Raw genomic sequence first — 14,489 nt, forward strand, 5'->3', positions numbered from 1 at the left:
CATTTTTCGAGGAAACCCGCGCATGACAGCAGCTGCTGCCGACAAGAAGAAGTTGCCCCTGCATTGGAAGATGGGCATCGGCTTTGCGATCGGCCTGATCCTGGGACTGATCGTGCACGCCCTGGGTGGCAGCGTCGATGGTCTGCAGGCCGGTGCCAAGTGGGTAATGGACTACATCACCACCCCGGCGTCGGGCCTGTTCCTCAACCTGATCTTCATGCTGATCGTGCCGCTGATCTTCTCGGCGCTGATCATGGGCGTGTCGGAGATGGGCGACATCCGCGCTCTCGGCCGCATCGGCTGGAAGACCCTCGCCTACACCGTGCTGCTGTCCGGCATCGCCGTGGGCATCGGCCTGGTGCTGGTCAACCTGCTCAAGCCGGGCGCCGGCGTGGATCCGCAGGTGGCCGCCATGATGCTTTCGGAGAACGCCGAGCGCAGCAAGGAAATCGTTGCAGGCATCCATGGCACGCCGAAGGGCATGGACATGCTGCTGTCGATCGTGCCAAGCAACGTGCTGCAGGCTGCATCGGACAACGGTGCGATCCTGTCGCTGATGTTCTTCGCGCTGATGTTCGGCATCGGCATGGTGTTGACCGACGACGAGAAGGTCGCCCCGCTGCGCCGCGCCATCGAAGGCGTGTTTGAAATCTCGATGACCCTGATCAACCTGGTCATCCGCCTGGCGCCGTACGCGGTGGCCTGCTTCATGTTCAACCTGGCCGCGCTGTTCGGCTTCGAGCTGATCATCCGCCTGGGCGCCTACGTGGGCGTGGTGGTGCTCGCGCTGGGCCTGCACATGATCGTGACCTACGGCACCGCCGTGTGGCTGTCCGGCCGCTCGCCGCTGTCGTTCTTCCGCGATACCCAGGAAGCGACGGTGATGGCGTTCTCCACCGCCTCCAGCAACGCCACCCTGCCGACCGCGCTGCGCGTGGCCGACCAGATGGGCCTGCCGCAGCGCGTGTCGCGCTTCGTGCTGACCGTGGGCGCCACCGCCAACCAGAACGGCACTGCGCTGTTCGAGGGCGTGACGGTGATCTTCCTGGCCCAGTTCTTCGGCGTGGACCTGAGCATCGGCCAGCAGATCATGGTGATGGCGGTCTGCATCCTCGGTGGCATCGGCACGGCCGGCGTGCCCTCGGGCTCGCTGCCGGTGGTGGCGATGATCTGCGCGATGGTGGGCGTGAACCCGCTCGGCATCGGCCTGATCCTGGGCGTGAACCACTTCCTGGACATGTGCCGTACCGCGCTGAACGTGACTGGCGACCTGGCCCTGACCACGCTGGTGGCCAAGGGCGAAGGCCACGATGGCCCGGCGCTGGGCCCGCAGCAGGACTGAGTCCGGATTCCCGCCCCCGGACTCCGGGGGCGGGTAGTGCCGGCCGCTGGCCGGGTACGCGTCATCGCATGCGCGCTGCCGCTCCCACGTTTCGCGATGCGAATCGTAGGCCCCCCTTACCGGCTTCCACACCCCCGCGCCTAGGGCGCAGCCCCCGGACTCCGGGGGCGGTAGTGCCGGCCGCTGGCCGGCAACTTCATGATCTTCATTGAATTCTGCGCAGTTGGCGGCCAGCGGCCGGCACTGCCGGGCACGGTGAACCGACCCCCCGCCCGGCGACTATGGGACAATAGGCCGCCCGCACGTCCGCGGCCGCCTCCCGATTCCGACAGAACCATGACGCAGCCTACCCGTCGCCAGTTGGCCAACGCCATCCGCTTCCTTGCCGCCGATGCGGTTGAAACCGCAAAGTCCGGCCACCCCGGCATGCCCATGGGCATGGCCGACATCGCCGAAGTCCTCTGGAACGACTACCTCCGCCATAACCCGAGCAACCCGCACTGGTTCAACCGCGACCGTTTCGTGCTGTCCAACGGCCATGGTTCGATGCTGCAGTACGCGCTGCTGCACCTGAGCGGTTACGACCTGCCGATCGAGCAGCTCAAGCTGTTCCGCCAGCTGGGCAGCCACACTGCCGGTCACCCGGAACGCCACGAGACTCCGGGCGTGGAAACCACCACCGGCCCGCTGGGTCAGGGTTTTGCCAACGCCGTGGGCTTCGCCCTGGCCGAGAAGCTGCTGGCACAGCGCTTCAACCGCCCGGAGCTGGAAGTGGTCGACCACCGCACCTGGGTGTTCATGGGCGATGGCTGCCTGATGGAAGGCGTATCGCATGAAGCGGCGTCGCTGGCCGGTACCTGGGGCCTGCACAAGCTGGTCTGCTTCTGGGACAACAACCACATCTCCATCGACGGCAACGTCGAGGGCTGGTTCACCGACAACACCCCGGAGCGTTTCGAAGCCTATGGCTGGAACGTGGTCCGTGACGTCGATGGCCACGACCCGGAAAGCATCAAGGCCGGCATCGAGGCCGCGCTGTCGCAGAGCGACAAGCCGACCCTGATCTGCTGCCGCACCACCATTGGTTTTGGTTCGCCGAACAAGGCGGGCAAGGAATCCAGCCACGGCGCACCGCTGGGCAAGGACGAACTGGAAGCCACCCGCAAGCAGCTGGGCTGGGAGTACGGTCCGTTTGAGATCCCGCAGGCGATCTACGACGGCTGGCGCGCCAATGGCGCCGGTACCCTGCGCCAGGCCGAGTGGGAACAGCTGTTCGACAAGTACGCCAGCCAGTACCCGGGCGAGGCCGCCGAACTGACCCGTCGTTCGCACGGCGAACTGCCGGCCGACTTCGTTGCCAAGGCCGATGCCTACATCGCCCAGGTGGCGGCTGAAGGCCCGACGATCGCCTCGCGCAAGGCCTCGCAGCTGGCCATTGAAGCCTATGCTCCGCTGCTGCCGGAAATCGTCGGCGGCTCGGCCGACCTGGCGCACTCCAACCTGACCCTGTGGAAGGGCAGCAAGTCCGTTGCCAGCGACGACGCCAACGCCAACTACGTGTACTACGGCGTGCGCGAGTTCGGCATGACCGCCATTGCCAATGGCCTGGCCCTGCACGGTGGCTTCATTCCGTTCGACGCCACCTTCCTGGTGTTCAGCGACTACGCCCGCAACGGCGTGCGCATGAGCGCGCTGATCCCGGCCCACGCCATCCACGTCTATACCCACGACTCGATCGGCCTGGGCGAAGACGGCCCGACCCACCAGCCGGTGGAGCACCTGGCTTCGCTGCGCTACATCCCGAACAACGACGTGTGGCGTCCGTGCGATGCGGTCGAGTCGGCGGTGAGCTGGAAGGCCGCGATCACCCGCCAGGACGGCCCGAGCTGCCTGGTGTTCAGCCGCCAGAACCTGCCGCACCAGCCGCGCAGCGCCGAGCAGATTGCCCAGATCGAGCGCGGCGGTTATGTGCTGGCCGATGCTGCCGGTACCCCGGACGTGATCCTGATCGCCACGGGCTCGGAAGTCTCGCTGGCCACCGAAGCCAAGGCCCAGCTGGACGCGGCCGGTATCAAGACCCGCGTGGTCTCGATGCCGTCCACCGACGTGTTCCTGCGCCAGGATGCGGCCTACCGTGAATCGGTGCTGCCAAATGCCGTGCGCAAGCGCGTGGCCGTGGAAGCCGGCGTCACCGGTTTCTGGCGCCAGTTCGTCGGCCTGGACGGTGCTGTGGTCGGTATCGACACCTTCGGTGCCTCGGCGCCGGCCGATCAGCTGTACAAGCACTTCGGCATCACCACCGCCCACGTGGTGGAAGCGGCCAAGTCGCTGTAAGCAGCATCGCAGCGTGATGCAGGAAAGGCCGGCGCAAGCCGGCCTTTCTCGTTTTCCTGGGTAGATCCACGCCATGCGTGGACGAGAAAAGGGGACGGCGTGTTCCGCCCGACGGCGCCGCTGTCGCGTTGGCCTTTTCATCTGGCCTGCGTTCCTTGCGAAAAGGAGAGTCTGCCGAGACAACCTCAATAGTAAAAATGGTCAACAAGCGCGGCGCAGAAACCTATACTGGATTTGCGGAGTGTAAGGTGTGGCCTTACACTGGTGCTGCATGATCGTCAGCTTCAGGCATAAGGGCCTGAAGGCGCTCTATGAGCGGGGCGACATTTCCGGAGTCCGTGCCGATCATGTGGCTCGGTTGCGGCGTTTGCTTCTGCAGTTGGATCAAGCCCGGCTGCCTGGAGACATGGGGCTGCCCGGAAATCGCCTGCATCCCCTGCACGGAAGCTATAGCGGCTACTGGGCTGTGAATGTCTCGGCGAGTTGGCGATTCGTGTTCCGCTTTCGTGGGCTCGACGTCGAACTGGTCGATTACCTTGATTACCACTAGGAGTCTGCTCGATGCCGTTGCATGATCCGCCGCATCCAGGAGAATCGCTGCGCGAAGACATCCTGCCGGCGATCAGCATGTCCATCAGTGCGCTGGCGCAGCACCTTGGTTATTCCCGTGGACAGCTGTCGACCATCATCAACGGGCACGCCGGCATCTCTGCTGAACTCGCGTACCGTCTTGAACTTGCGGGCCTCGGCAGTGCTCGTATGTGGCTGGCGATGCAGGCGGCCTATGACCTGTGGCAGGTCGAGCATCGAGAGCATCCGCCCATTGCCCGCCTGTATCTTGAGGATGCAGTGAGGATAGAGCGGTAGATCCACGCCATGCATGGATGAAAAAGGGGACGGAGGGGATCAAGTCGTCTGTGCATGAACGACTTGATCCCCTCCGTCCCCCTTTCTCAGGCAGTGCGTGCCAGCGCCAGGCGCAGCAGTCGCGCGTCCAGGCGCTCTGCGAAATCCGTCGGGGCCTGTAGACCCATGCGCTGCAGGTACACCGCATCGCCGTCGCCGGCCGGTTGCCGCAACGCTGCCCAGACGGTACGCAGCTTGTCGCCGCGGGTCTGCGTGTTGGCCTTCAGCCAACCCAGCGCTTTCACCAGCACCTGCTCGATCTCGTTGAAGTCGCTGCCCAACGGATAGTCCGGCAGGCTGCCATCGGCGCGGAACGGTGCCAGCGCTGCCGCCAATGCCTGCGGCGTATTGCGCTGCAGGCGCACCGGGTGCGGTTGCGCGGTCGCCAGCAGCTTGCGCGCGGCATGTGCCTGCTGCAGCAGATCGCCCTGGAACGGGGCTTCGGTGATCGCGGTCATCGCATGCACGCAGTCCTCGTCGGTCAGACCTCGCAGGTCGGCGATGCCGTACTCGTTCAGGTAGATATCGCGCAGGTGGCGCGGGATGGTGGTGTGCCCGTAGTTCCAGCGCACGTTGGACTCGCGCCGGCCCTTGTCATCGCGCGCGGCGCGGAACATCAGCACGCTGCGCGCTTCCGGCAGGGCATGCGCCATCGCCACAAAGTTGTACTGGCCACCCACGCCGGACACCACGCGGCCATCGTCCAGCGCGTCCGACACCGCTGCACCCAGCGCGGTGGCCATCATGCAGGAATTGAAGAAGCGCGCGTGCCGGCGCTGCAGGCGTTCCAGCGTTTCGTTGCCACCGTACAGCTGGTTGATCTCGCTGATGCGGCGCATGCCGATCGCACGACACTCATCTTCCGGCAGCGTGCGCAACCACTCGTAGAACTCCGGCGAGCCCAGGTAGAACGCGCCGTGCAGGTACTCGCCCTCGGCGGCCAGGGTGGCGTGGTCGATGGACAGCGTGCTGCCATTTTCGATGCGCTGCATCAGCGCCAGGTCGTCGTGCACCTTGCGCTTGATCACCCCGGTCTGCACCAGCCGGCGGAAGCCCTCGTTGAGCATCTCGCTGCAGCCGTACAGGCCCACTTCGAACGGATCCAGCCCGCCGATCTCCTGCACCAGCGGGTGGCTGGCCAGCTGCGGATCCAGCGCGTGCAGCACGCGGCGGTAGCGGGCGTTGTCGGTGTGGCGCAGCACAAGCGCATGGCTGAGTGCATCGGCCAGCGTGCCGATACCGATCTGCAGGGTGCCGCCGTCGCGCACCAGCGTGCTGGCGTACAGGCCGATGGCGTAGTCGGCATCGCCGACCGGCTGCCGCGGCAGCCCGAACAGCGCCGGGTACGGCGGTGGCGGAGTGATCACCAGATCGAAGAACGACACATCGACCGTTGCCGAGCCGCCCAGATAGGGCAGCTGCGGATCGATCTCGGCGATCATCAATGGGCGCGGCAGGCCGCGCGCGGTCATCGCATCCAGCGTGTCCTGGGTGATGTCGTTGTTGCACGACAGGGAAAGCCGGCGGTCGTTCGGGCGCATCGCCACCTTCTGCACGATCACCTGCGGTGCGCGCTGCGCCACCGCGTCGGCGGCATGGGTGTAGTTCAGGCTGGTATAGCTGGATTGTGCCTGCCGCGACCCGAGCAGGGCGCCGGACTGCATGTAGAACTCTTCCACCTGCACATGTGCCGGCAACGCGTCGCGCGCGATCGCATCGGCATAGGCCAGGCGCGGGAAATCGTCGCCGAAATGACGCTGCGCGAACGGCGCCAGGAAGCGCGCTTCCAGACCGTTGCCGCGCGCCTTCGGCGGGTTCAGCGACAGCGCGGTATACAGCTGCAGCGGCCGCGAAGGGTCGTGCTCGACGCGTGCGTAGAGGGCATTGAGCAGCCGGTGCGGCTTGCCCAGCGCCAGCGGTGCCCCGATCCGCAACGGCCCGTCAACGCGCGCAAACAACCAGTCGACAGCGGCGTCCAGGTCGGTGAGGTGTTCGGTCATGCGGGGCGGTCCTGCGTGTGGGGGAGTGCGGGCATTACAGCATGTCGGGCTTGAACCGCCGTCGACGTGAGACTTCGGCGCCGGACACCATGAACTGCCCATCGCCGCGGTAATGCACCGTGCGCGGCAGCTTCGGCCGGGGCGCGACGTGGGCGCGCACGATTTCCCAGATGAACAGGTTGCTCGATGCCACCTGGCTGTCGTCGTACAAGCGGCATTCGAAGTTCGAGTGGCATTGCCCGACCAGTGGCGCGCCGACCTCGCGTGCGGGCAGCGCGTCGAGCCCGAACCGGGCGAACTTGTCGACCTCGCGGCCGCTGCAGTTGCCGATGTCGACCACGGTATCGAGCAGCTCCACGCCGGGTACGTTGATCACGCACTCGCCACTACTGACGGCCAGTGCATGGCTGTGGTTTTCATTCCACAGGTAGGTGGCGACCAGCGACGGCGAAAAGCCCATCACCATGTGCCAGCCCATCGTCATCAGGTTGCGCTGGTCCTGCCACGCGGTACTGACCAGCACGATCGGGCCGGGTTCGAGGAAGCGGCGCGCCTGCTCGACCGGGAAATCCTTCTTGGGCAGCGCTTTCATCCGGGGCCTGGGGCGGGAGGAATCGATGCTGGCGTAGCCGGGATGAACCCGGAGTCGAGGGGCTTGACAGATGATTCGATTACGCGCGTAATCGAGCTGTCGATTACGGATGTAAACCATGACCCCGATCAGCGAAGCCGAAGCCGTTGTGATGGAGGTGCTGTGGCAGCAGGCACCACGGAGTGCCGATGACGTGGTGGCCGCGCTGGCCCATCGCGACTGGGCCGAGCCGACCATCAAGACCCTGCTCAACCGCCTGCTGACCAAGGGCGCGATTGCCGCCGAGCGCGATGGACGGCGTTACCTGTACCGGCCGCTGCTGCAGCGCCAGGCTTGGGTGGAGGCGCAGAGCCAGGACTTCATCGGGCGTGTCTTCGAGGGGCGCGTGGCGCCGCTGGTCGCGCACTTCAGCGAACGTGGCCAGTTGAGCGCACAGGACATCGCCGAACTGAAGAAGCTGATCCAGGAGCTGGACCATGACTGAGCTGCTCGACGGACTGTGGCAGGCCAGCCTGTGGCTGGCGGTGGGCGTGATCCTGCTGGCAGTAATGCGGCCGCTGCTGGTGCGGATGGGCGGTGTGGGTCTGGCCTACCGCAGTTGGTGGCTGCTGCCGATGCTGCTGGTGGCACTGATGCTGCCGTTGCCGCAGGTTGCGTTGTTGCAGCAGGTACCCACGCTGCCGCTGAAAGTGATGCCCGGTGCCATCGATGCTCTGAACGGGCCGTCGTTGCCATGGGCAGGGCTGTTGTTCGCGCTGTGGGCGCTGGGCGCGGGCATCTGCCTGCTGCGCGACCTGCGCGCACAACTCCGTTTCGAACGGCGGATGGGTCCACTGACGCCGCGCACCGATGGCAGCTGGCAGGCCAGCGGCGATCCCGGCCTGCCCGCGCTGGTGGGCCTGTGGCGACCGCGCATCGTGGTCGGCCCGGCATTCGACCAGCAGTTCACCGCACAGGAGCAGAACCTGATCCTGCAGCACGAGCGCAACCACCGTCGCAACGGCGATCACTGGGCCAACGGCGCGCTGCTGCTGGCGCGCGTGGTGTTCTGGTTCCACCCGCTGCTGCCATGGGCCGCACGCCGCTTCCTGCGCGATCAGGAACTGGCCTGCGATGCCCGCACCATCGGTCCGCAGCCTGCGCTGCGCGGCCTCTATGCCAGCACGCTGCTGAAGGCGCAGCTGGTCCACCCGGTTGCGCCCGCGGTTTGCCATTGGCGCAGCCAACCCGTGTTGAAGGAGCGTATCGCCATGTTGAAGCAGTCCAAGCGGAAGGCATTGCCGTGGGTGTCCGGGCAGGTGCTGGTGGTCGGGTTGTGTGTGGGCATGGGGGCGGTGGCATGGGCCAGCCAGGGCGGTGCGGCCGGTGGCACCCGGATCGGTGTCGAGCCGTTTGAACATGCGCAGGACGATGGGGCCAAGGCGGGGTTGGACCGGCCGATCCAGGTGGACAAGATGCCGCCGCCGTCCTATCCGAAGTCCGCCGTCGAGCAACGCCAGGTAGGCGTGGTCAATCTGCGCATCGAAGTGGATGCACAGGGCCATCCGACCGATGTGCGGGTACTCAGTGCGACCAATCCGGGGGTGTTCGACGCCGTCTCCGTCGCCGCCGCGCACAGCTGGACCTATCGTCCCGCGGTGAAGAACGGCAAGCCGGTGGCCGGTGCCGTACGCATTCCGATCACCTACGCCATGGATGACACCGAGGACGCGAAGTGAAGTCCGCGCCGCTGTTGATGATGGCAGCGCTGCTGGTGGGGTGTGCAACCCAGGATCGCCTGACCACCGTCGATACCCGCAGCGAGAATGTCGGTCACCAGCGCCTGCAGCCGCAGGCGGGCGGCGACAGTGGGCAGCTGCAGGTGTATTCGCTGGGTGCGACCGAGGGCTACCGGATGCCGCAACTGTACGCGGCACCGGACCCGGAGGTCGGGGATAGCGACCCGCGCGCGGAACTGGCGCCGACCACCATCTGCCTGCAGGTGGTGGTTGATGCCAATGGCGCCGTGGAGCGCAGCCTGCCATTGACCGATCGTCCGGAGTGCGCGGCAGGGGCTGCACGCGAGAACGCGCCCCTGCTGCAGGCTGCGCAGGAAGCCGTGGCGATGTGGAAGTACTCGTCCGCAGCGGTCTGCCACTTCGCGGCCGGCAAGGTGCCTGCCGACCGCGGCGACTGCCGCGGCGCCGAGCGCGTCGAGCCGGTAGCGGTCACCCTGCAATATGCCTTCACCTTCGAGATCGTGAAGGGCCAGCACGTGGTGCGCAAGCAGGGAAAATGATCGCTCGCGATGACCGGGGTAGCGCCGGGCCATGCCCGGCGGGCGCAGCGGCGTGGATCAGGCCCCGCCCTGGATGTTGGCCTTCACTGCGGGCTGCATCAGCTTCGGTTCTTCCAGCGTCGCATCGCGGGCCTGGCGCACGCTGACGAACTCCGCCTCGGCCACGCCGTCGTGCACGTGGATGTTGTGCGCGCGCTGTTCGCCGATGGTGGTCTCGTTGGCGAACCCGCGGCCACCCGGGCCGTAGTCGTGGCAGACGAATACGCGCGTCGCATCGGGCAGGGCCAGCAGACGCTGGATCGAGCGGTACAACTGCGCGGCATCGCCGCCCGGGAAATCGCAGCGGGCGGTGCCGCCATCGGGCATGAACAGCGAGTCGCCGGTGAACAGCGCATCGCCGATCAGATAGGCGATGCTGTCGCTGGTGTGGCCGGGCACGGCGATGACCTGACAGCGCAGTTCGCCCAGAGCGAAGGTCTCGCCATCGCTGAACAGGCGATCGAAGATCTCATCGGCGGCCGGAAGCTGCAGGCCGTAGCGCGGCGCAAAAGTGGCCTGCACCGCACGGATGCCTTCGCCGATGCCCAGCGTGGCCTGCGGAAAGCGGTGCTTGAGCCGGCGCCCTGCCGACACATGATCGGCGTGGGCATGCGTCTCCAGCAGCCAGCGCAGCTGCAGGCCTTGTTGTTCGATGGCATTCAGCACGTCGCGCAGCGGTGCTTCGCTGCTGGCGTCGGTATCCGGGTCGTAGTCCAGTACCGGGTCGATCAGCGCTGCCTCGCCACTTGCCGGGTCGCTGACCAGATAGCTGAAGGTGTTGCTGTCACGGTGGAAGAACGACTGCACCTGGACCGACATTGGAACGCTCCTCAGCGCGTGCCGAGCACGCGGTTCAGCAACTGCGCCAGGTTCTCGCCGGCCAGTCGCAGCTGCGCTTCGGCCAGCGGCCGGTAGCGCTCGGTGTATTCATCACCGATCTTACGCGTGGCCGGATAAACGCCAGCTTGCATGGAAATGCGGCAGCTGGCCTCGGCCCACGTCTGCGGGTCGCGCTGCGGGTTGGACTGCCGCGCCAGCTTCGGCGCGCGCTGGCTCTGCAGCACCGGCAGATAGCCGGCATCGTCCAGCTTGCGGGTGTTGAGCATGCCGCTGTCCCACAGCGAATGCAGGTTGGTACCACGGTTGCCGAACTGCAGCTGGAAATCGTTGCCGCCCTTGTCGTGGGCGTAGCCGGCGTGCATCGGCTGGTGGATGTCACCCACCAGGTGCACGACGAACTTCAGCGCCTGCAGGCGCTCGCCGTCGGTCAGGCTGCGGTCGCCGAGGATGGCACTCTGTGCTTTCAGTGCCTCGACAATGCAGTTGCCGCTTTTGCAGTGCTTCGGTGCTTCGTAGTGGCAGTTGTCTTCGGCGATGTTGACGTAGTGCCAGCCGGCCGAGCGGCGGCCCAGGCCCGGGTCCTTGGCGCGCAGCTGGTCGGCCCACGGCGCGATGCTGGCCAGGGTGGCGTCTGGCTCGGTGGCCAGCAGACGGTCCACTTCGGCGCGGGCGGCGGGGTTGAGGCGGGCGTCGGCGACTTCGGCAACCAGGCGGTGGCCTTGTGCGCCCCAGGCATGGGCCGGGGCGGAAGCGGACAGCAGGGCCGGCGCCAGGGCGGCGGCGAGGAACAGGGAGTGCAGGGCTTTCATGCGCACATTCTAGCGGGCCTCTGCAGGCCCGGGCTTGATCACGCCTGGTGTTCGCCACGCGGCCTTGATGCGGCGGCCGCTAGGGTGGCCCGTGCACATGCGGGGAGGGGCCGATGGCGATCACGGACAGGCGCATCATGGCCGGGCATCCCGATGACGACGGGTTCGCTGCCGCGTTCGATGCCCAGGTGGTCTGGCGCATGCGCTGGGCCTGCGCCGTGGCCGGGGCGTTCTCGCTGGGCTTTGCCGTGCTCGATACCTACTGGTTGCCGCCGGACGTGCACGCGCCGGTGCTGCGCTGGCGGCTGGGCGTTCTGCTGCCGGCACTGCTGCTCGGCGTCGCGCTGACCTTCGTGCCGGTGCTGCGGCGCCACCTGCAGTGGCTGGGCGGCAGCGTCGTGCTGGTCAGCGGGCTGGCGCTGGTGACCATGATCTGGACCGCGCACCGTGCCGGCGTGGACTACCCCTACGAAGGCATCAGCCTGTTCCTGTTGTTGAACTACTTTCTGTGCGGGCTGCGCTTCGGGGTAGCGACGCTGACCGGAACCCTGATCGCGCTGGCCTTCGTGCTGGCCGAGCTGCAGGTGGGCCGGCACTGGGCGCAGATGCTGCAGAGCGTGATGTTCGTGCTGGCCAGCAACCTGGCCGGCATTGTCGGCAGCTACATCTCCGAACGGCAGGCGCGTGCAACGTGGCGGGCCGAGCAACGCCTGGATGCATTGGCCAACCACGATGGGCTGACCGGCCTGCTGAACCGGCGCGCCTTCGATCGCCAGGCCAACCAGATCTTCCAGCGCTATCTGCGTACACCGCATGCGCGTGGCGCACTGCGCATCGCCATGATCGATATCGACTACTTCAAGCGCTACAACGACCACCACGGCCATCCCGCCGGTGACACCGTGCTGCATGCGGTGGCGACGACCCTGGTTGCTCAGCTGCGTGGTAGCGACTCGGTGGTGGCACGCTACGGCGGCGAAGAGTTCGTGGCGCTGGGGCACTGGGCGCCGGGACAACCGGAATCAGCGCCGTTCGAGCAGCTTCGGCAACAGGTGCAGGCGCTGGCGATCGCACATGCCGATTCGGATGCGGCCCCGGTGGTGAGCGTGAGCATCGGTGTGGCACGCTGGCATGATGATGGTGGCGATACGCTGGAACAGGCATTGGCGCGGGCCGATGCAGCGCTGTACCGCGCCAAGGAAGGCGGCCGCAACCGGGTGGAAGTGGCGCCGGATCAATAATCGACTGAAAGGCGGCCCGTTCATGCTTCTGTAGAGCCGAGCCATGCTCGGCTGATCTTCTTCGGGTACCTGCGCGCTCCGCGCGATAGCCGAGCATGGCTCGGCTCTACAGAAGAGCGCGCCTCTGCATGCTTTCCAAAAAAAAGCCCCGGCAAAGACCGGGGCAACATGCTGCGAGGGTTTTGCGTTCAGCGGGGGAGCGGGGGGAAGCCCCCGCGCCCGGCACACGCTTAGAACTTGAAGACGTACGACGCGCCGTAGACCAGCGGATCGATGTTGACTGTGCCGATCTTCTCGCCGTTCAACTTCACCTTGCTGTCGATGTCGATCCAGCGCATGTCCACGCGCAGGGCGCCCTTCTCGCCGATCGCGAAGTCGATGCCGGCATGCGCGGCCAGGCCCCACGAATCCTGCAGCTTCAGCTTGCTGCCGGCCAATGCGCCGGTGGTGTCTTCGCTGAAGAAGGTCGTGTAGTTCACGCCGGCGCCGACGAACGGCGAGACCTTGCCCTTGCTGTTGAAGTGGTACTGCAGGGTCACCACCGGCGGCAGCTGCTTGGTGCTGCCCACGCGGCCCAGGCCGTTGATGTTGATGTCGTGCTTGAACGGCAGCGCGGCCAGCACTTCGATGCCCAGGTTGTCGGCGATGAAGTATTCACCGGTGATGGTCGGCTTCACGTCGTTGTCGACGTCGACCTTCAGGGTGCCGCCGGCCAGCCTGCCGTTGTTCGACTTCGGCGCCACCTGGTGGACGCCGGCCGAGACGGTCCAGTCACCCTTGGACTGGGCCATGGCCGGGGCGGCGGCGAGGGACAGGGCGGCGGCCAGGCCGGCCAGGATCAGGGGGGAGGTCTTGCGCATGGGGGTGATCTCGTTGCTGGGTGGATGGCGACAGTCTCGGCCTCACGCCGTGCTAACGCTTTGATCCGGATCAAATCCTGTCCGTGGGCCCGCCGGCGGCCCCCGACTGGCCCACGGTGGCCAGCGGCGGTTTGCTAGACTTGTGGGCCCTATCCATCCCGCCGCACCTGTCGCGGCCGCAGGAGCTTGAGAAATGGCAATCAAGGTTGGTATCAACGGTTTCGGTCGCATCGGGCGTAACGTCCTGCGCTCGGCGGTGCTGAACTTCGGCGACGACATCGAAATCGTGGCCATCAACGATCTGCTGGAGCCGGACTACCTGGCGTACATGCTCAAGTACGACTCCGTGCACGGCCGCTTCAAGGCCGACGTGGCCGTGCAGGGCAACGACCTGCTGGTGAACGGCAAGAAGATCCGCCTGACCCAGGAACGCGACCCGGCCAACCTGAAGTGGGACGAAGTCGGCGCCGACGTGGTGCTGGAAGCCACCGGCCTGTTCCTGACCAAGGAAACCGCGCAGAAGCACATCGATGCGGGCGCGAAGAAGGTCATCATGTCGGCCCCGTCGAAGGACGACACGCCGATGTTCGTGTTCGGCGTGAACGACAAGACCTACGCCGGCCAGGCCATCATTTCCAACGCGTCGTGCACCACCAACTGCCTGGCCCCGCTGGCCAAGGTCATCAATGACAAGTGGGGCATCAAGCGTGGCCTGATGACCACGGTGCATGCGGCCACCGCCACCCAGAAGACCGTCGATGGCCCGTCCAACAAGGACTGGCGCGGCGGCCGTGGCATCCTGGAAAACATCATTCCGTCGTCCACCGGTGCGGCAAAGGCCGTCGGCGTGGTCATTCCGGAACTGAACAAGAAGCTGACCGGCATGAGCTTCCGCGTCCCGACCTCCGACGTGTCGGTGGTCGACCTGACCGTCGAGCTGGAAAAGGAAGCCACCTACGCCGAGATCTGCGCCGAAGTGAAGGCACAGAGCGAAGGCGCGCTGAAGGGCATCCTGGGCTACACCGAAGACAAGGTGGTGGCCACCGATTTCGTCGGTGAAACCCACACCTCGGTGTTCGACGCAGACGCCGGCATCGCCCTGGACGGCACCTTCGTCAAGCTCGTGTCGTGGTACGACAACGAGTGGGGCTATTCCAACAAGTGCCTGGAAATGGCCAAGGTTGTCGCCGCCAAGTAAGGCCGGCGAAGATCGCACGCGGACCCCGGCCTGGCCGGGGTTCGTCGTTT

14 protein-coding genes are annotated in these 14,489 nt (G+C 66.2%); 9 read left to right on the forward strand and 5 right to left on the reverse strand.

Annotated elements, in window-relative coordinates; translation table 11 throughout:
* Positions 1-22 precede the first annotated feature (22 nt).
* The 4 genes from AC5P6A_RS18380 (at position 23) to AC5P6A_RS18395 (ending at position 4,543) form a co-directional block, all read left to right on the forward strand.
* Positions 23-1,342: a dicarboxylate/amino acid:cation symporter gene (locus tag AC5P6A_RS18380; protein WP_019660002.1), complete on the forward strand. Its 1,320-nt coding sequence runs from the start codon at positions 23-25 to the stop codon at positions 1,340-1,342.
* A 336-nt stretch (positions 1,343-1,678) separates the two neighbouring features.
* The gene (gene tkt, locus AC5P6A_RS18385) at positions 1,679-3,676 is read left to right on the forward strand and encodes a transketolase (protein WP_058980496.1); all 1,998 of its coding nucleotides are present in this window, start codon (positions 1,679-1,681) and stop codon (positions 3,674-3,676) included.
* A 271-nt stretch (positions 3,677-3,947) separates the two neighbouring features.
* Positions 3,948-4,226, forward strand: coding sequence for a type II toxin-antitoxin system RelE/ParE family toxin (locus AC5P6A_RS18390; protein ID WP_227844886.1), 279 nt, complete (start codon positions 3,948-3,950; stop codon positions 4,224-4,226).
* An 11-nt stretch (positions 4,227-4,237) separates the two neighbouring features.
* Positions 4,238-4,543 carry a HigA family addiction module antitoxin gene (locus AC5P6A_RS18395; RefSeq protein ID WP_021203687.1) on the forward strand — a complete coding sequence of 102 codons (306 nt, stop codon included), beginning with the start codon at positions 4,238-4,240 and terminating at the stop codon, positions 4,541-4,543.
* An 86-nt stretch (positions 4,544-4,629) separates the two neighbouring features.
* Here AC5P6A_RS18395 and AC5P6A_RS18400 read toward each other — a convergent pair whose 3' ends face one another.
* Positions 4,630-6,582, reverse strand: coding sequence for an acetyl-CoA hydrolase/transferase C-terminal domain-containing protein (locus AC5P6A_RS18400; RefSeq protein ID WP_227854436.1), 1,953 nt, complete (start codon positions 6,580-6,582; stop codon positions 4,630-4,632).
* Positions 6,583-6,616: 34 nt separating this feature from the next.
* Entirely contained in the window at positions 6,617-7,174 is a 558-nt protein-coding gene (locus AC5P6A_RS18405) for a flavin reductase family protein (protein ID WP_329842965.1), read from the reverse strand.
* A 118-nt stretch (positions 7,175-7,292) separates the two neighbouring features.
* Here AC5P6A_RS18405 and AC5P6A_RS18410 point away from each other — a divergent pair, with 118 nt between their 5' ends.
* The 3 genes from AC5P6A_RS18410 to AC5P6A_RS18420 are packed head-to-tail and all read left to right on the forward strand — an operon-like array spanning position 7,293 to position 9,452.
* Positions 7,293-7,658, forward strand: a complete 366-nt coding sequence (locus AC5P6A_RS18410) for a BlaI/MecI/CopY family transcriptional regulator (RefSeq protein WP_010484077.1) — start codon at positions 7,293-7,295, stop codon at positions 7,656-7,658.
* Positions 7,651-8,892, forward strand: coding sequence for a M56 family metallopeptidase (locus AC5P6A_RS18415; protein ID WP_329842966.1), 1,242 nt, complete (start codon positions 7,651-7,653; stop codon positions 8,890-8,892). The genes AC5P6A_RS18410 and AC5P6A_RS18415 overlap by 8 nt, the downstream gene beginning before the upstream one ends.
* Positions 8,889-9,452: a hypothetical protein gene (locus AC5P6A_RS18420; RefSeq protein WP_329842967.1), complete on the forward strand. Its 564-nt coding sequence runs from the start codon at positions 8,889-8,891 to the stop codon at positions 9,450-9,452. Before AC5P6A_RS18415 ends, AC5P6A_RS18420 begins: the two co-directional genes overlap by 4 nt.
* Before the next feature lie 57 nt (positions 9,453-9,509).
* On the opposite strand, the gene AC5P6A_RS18425 is transcribed toward AC5P6A_RS18420, so the two are convergent.
* Both AC5P6A_RS18425 and AC5P6A_RS18430 read right to left on the reverse strand, forming a co-directional pair.
* Positions 9,510-10,310 (reverse strand): MBL fold metallo-hydrolase, encoded by an 801-nt coding sequence (locus AC5P6A_RS18425; RefSeq protein WP_019660009.1) that lies wholly within the window; start codon positions 10,308-10,310, stop codon positions 9,510-9,512.
* Between the two features lie 11 nt (positions 10,311-10,321).
* Positions 10,322-11,140, reverse strand: coding sequence for a S1/P1 nuclease (locus AC5P6A_RS18430; protein ID WP_171953522.1), 819 nt, complete (start codon positions 11,138-11,140; stop codon positions 10,322-10,324).
* A 113-nt stretch (positions 11,141-11,253) separates the two neighbouring features.
* On the opposite strand from AC5P6A_RS18430, the gene AC5P6A_RS18435 reads away from it, so the two are divergent.
* Positions 11,254-12,381, forward strand: coding sequence for a GGDEF domain-containing protein (locus tag AC5P6A_RS18435; protein WP_329842970.1), 1,128 nt, complete (start codon positions 11,254-11,256; stop codon positions 12,379-12,381).
* 230 nt (positions 12,382-12,611) lie between these two features.
* Here AC5P6A_RS18435 and AC5P6A_RS18440 read toward each other — a convergent pair whose 3' ends face one another.
* Positions 12,612-13,241, reverse strand: a complete 630-nt coding sequence (locus tag AC5P6A_RS18440) for an OmpW/AlkL family protein (RefSeq protein WP_329842972.1) — start codon at positions 13,239-13,241, stop codon at positions 12,612-12,614.
* A 193-nt stretch (positions 13,242-13,434) separates the two neighbouring features.
* On the opposite strand from AC5P6A_RS18440, the gene gap reads away from it, so the two are divergent.
* Positions 13,435-14,439, forward strand: coding sequence for a type I glyceraldehyde-3-phosphate dehydrogenase (gap, locus tag AC5P6A_RS18445; protein WP_019660012.1), 1,005 nt, complete (start codon positions 13,435-13,437; stop codon positions 14,437-14,439).
* The last annotated feature ends 50 nt before the right edge of the window (positions 14,440-14,489 follow it).

Source organism: Stenotrophomonas sp. YJH_SMC_20, assembly GCF_059367845.1.